Source organism: Opitutales bacterium (assembly GCA_013215165.1).
In the GTDB taxonomy this organism is placed as follows: Bacteria; Verrucomicrobiota; Verrucomicrobiia; order Opitutales; family JABSRG01; genus JABSRG01.
Genome location: JABSRG010000128.1, coordinates 1 through 2,388, shown reverse-complemented (window position 1 = coordinate 2,388; position 2,388 = coordinate 1). Strand labels below are relative to the sequence as shown.

Below are 2,388 nucleotides of genomic sequence, written 5' to 3'. Positions count from 1 at the left end.
ACTGACTTCCTTGATCGGAAGTCCGCCAGAGCCAACCACTTTTTAATTTTTTAGCGCATCCCTATGGGATGGCTGTGGATTTCTTTCTATGTTTTGTAGCTCGAGATGCTTTTTTTCGTGCACTTTAAGCTCAGTAGAGCATTGTGGTCGGTTTTTATCTTAAGCTACAGCTCTTGTAGCAGTGACCTTTCCTCTCACATATAGACAACCCAAAACACAATGAGCACCGACCTATCCAAGTATAGAAATATCGGGATATTTGCCCACGTTGACGCGGGCAAAACAACAACGACTGAGCGGATTCTTCGTCTTACCGGCCGCATCCACAAAATAGGTGAGGTGCACGACGGCGCGGCGACGACCGACTTCATGGACCAAGAGCGCGAACGTGGCATCACTATTCAGTCTGCTGCCACGACTTGCTTCTGGGACGACCACCGTTTTAACATCATCGATACCCCAGGCCACGTGGACTTCACTATCGAGGTATACCGTTCACTCAAAGTTCTCGACGGCGGTATCGGTGTATTTTGTGGTTCGGGTGGGGTAGAGCCTCAGTCAGAAACAAACTGGCGCTACGCAAATGATTCAAAGGTCTCTCGTCTTATTTATATTAACAAGCTCGACCGTGTCGGCGCTGATTTCTATCGAGTAGTCAAGCAGGTCGAAGATGTCCTTGCTGCTAAGCCGCTTGTCATGGTTTTGCCGATCGGCACCGAGAGCGACCTTCAGGGAGTCGTCGATCTGCTCACACGCAAGGCTTGGATCTGGGATGACTCTGGTGATCCCCTCAATTATGAAATTAAGGACGTCCCAGAAGATATGAAGGATGACGTCGAAGAGTGGCGCGAGACGCTTGTAGAAACTGCAGTCGAAATGGACGATGATGTAATGGAGAGCTATCTTATGGGTGAGGAGCCCGAGATCGACACGCTCAAGCGTCTCATTCGCAAGGGAACTATCGAGCTTGCTTTCTTTCCGACCTATTGTGGCTCTTCTTTCAAGAATAAGGGAGTGCAGCTCATTCTCGACGGTGTCGTCGATTACTTGCCGAACCCAACTGAGGTGAACCCACAGCCAGAGATCGATCTCGAAGGTAATGAAACAGGAGGTAGTGCTGAAGTAGATCCGAGTAAGCCACTCCGTGCCCTGGCGTTCAAAATTATGGACGACAAGTATGGCGCTCTGACTTTTGTTCGCATTTACTCTGGTGTCTTGAACAAGGGACAATCGGTGCTGAACACTTACACTGGTAAGACGGAGCGGATCGGACGCATCGTTGAGATGCATGCTGACAATCGCGAAGAAGTCGATTCTGCCCAAGCAGGCGATATTGTAGCGCTCTTGGGTATGAAAAATACCCAAACAGGTCATACACTGGCTGATCCCGATCAGCCGGCAACGCTGGAGCCTATGGTGTTTCCAGATCCAGTCATCTCGATAGCAGTATCGCCAAAAGATAAGAGCAATGCCGAGAAGCTTGGTGTGGCTCTAGGTAAGATGATCGCTGAAGACCCCTCATTTCGCGTTGAGACCGACGAGGAATCAGGCGAGACCATCCTCAAGGGGATGGGTGAGCTTCACCTCGATATTAAAGTCGATATCCTTAAGCGGACTTACAATGTCGAGGTTGAGGTCGGCAAACCGCAGGTTGCCTACCGCGAGTCTATCACAACACCAGTCAACGACTCATACCAACACAAGAAACAGTCTGGCGGATCTGGACAGTTCGCGAAAATCGAATACGCGATCACTCCGGGCGAAGCTGGAACGGGCTTTGAGTTCGAGTCTAAAGTTGTTGGTGGAAACGTGCCTCGCGAATTCTGGCCTGCGGTAGAAAAGGGTTTCCGTCTATCTATGGATCGTGGCGTTCTGGCTGGTTATCCTACAGTGGACGTAAAGGTGGATCTTTTAGACGGAGCATTCCACTCTGTGGACTCATCTGCAGTCGCTTTTGAAATCGCGGCGAAGGCTGCATACCGCCAATCGATTCCTAAGGCAAATCCACAGCTCCTTGAGCCCATCATGAATGTGGACGTCTTCACCCCAGAGGATCACATTGGTGATGTCATTGGAGATCTCAATCGTCGTCGTGGTATGATTAAGAGCCAGGAGCCTACTGCAACGGCAGTCCGTATTAAGGCGGAATGTCCACTCTCTGAGATGTTCGGATATATTGGTTCATTACGCACCATGACGTCCGGACGCGGCCAATTCTCTATGGAGTTTGCTCAATACGCACCCGTGCCCCGTAACGTCGCTGAGGACGTAATCGCCGAGGCGAAAAAACGTGACGCGGCTAAATAAAATACACAGCCATCCCATAGGGATGCGCTAAAAAATTAAAAAGTGGTTGGCTTTGGCGGACTTCCGATCAAGGAAGTCAGT

The 2,388-nt window shown here is 50.1% G+C and carries 1 protein-coding gene; it reads left to right on the top strand.

Translation table 11 applies throughout. The features are described from left to right. Positions 1-219: 219 nt before the first annotated feature. Positions 220-2,307, top strand: a complete 2,088-nt coding sequence (locus HRU10_15265) for an elongation factor G (GenBank protein NRA28592.1) — start codon at positions 220-222, stop codon at positions 2,305-2,307. The last annotated feature ends 81 nt before the right edge of the window (positions 2,308-2,388 follow it).

Bases quoted from the DNA above. Each gene is read 5' to 3' on its own strand.
- HRU10_15265 (NRA28592.1), top strand. From the start codon at position 220: ATGAGCACCGACCTATCCAAGTATAGAAATATCGGGATATTTGCCCAC.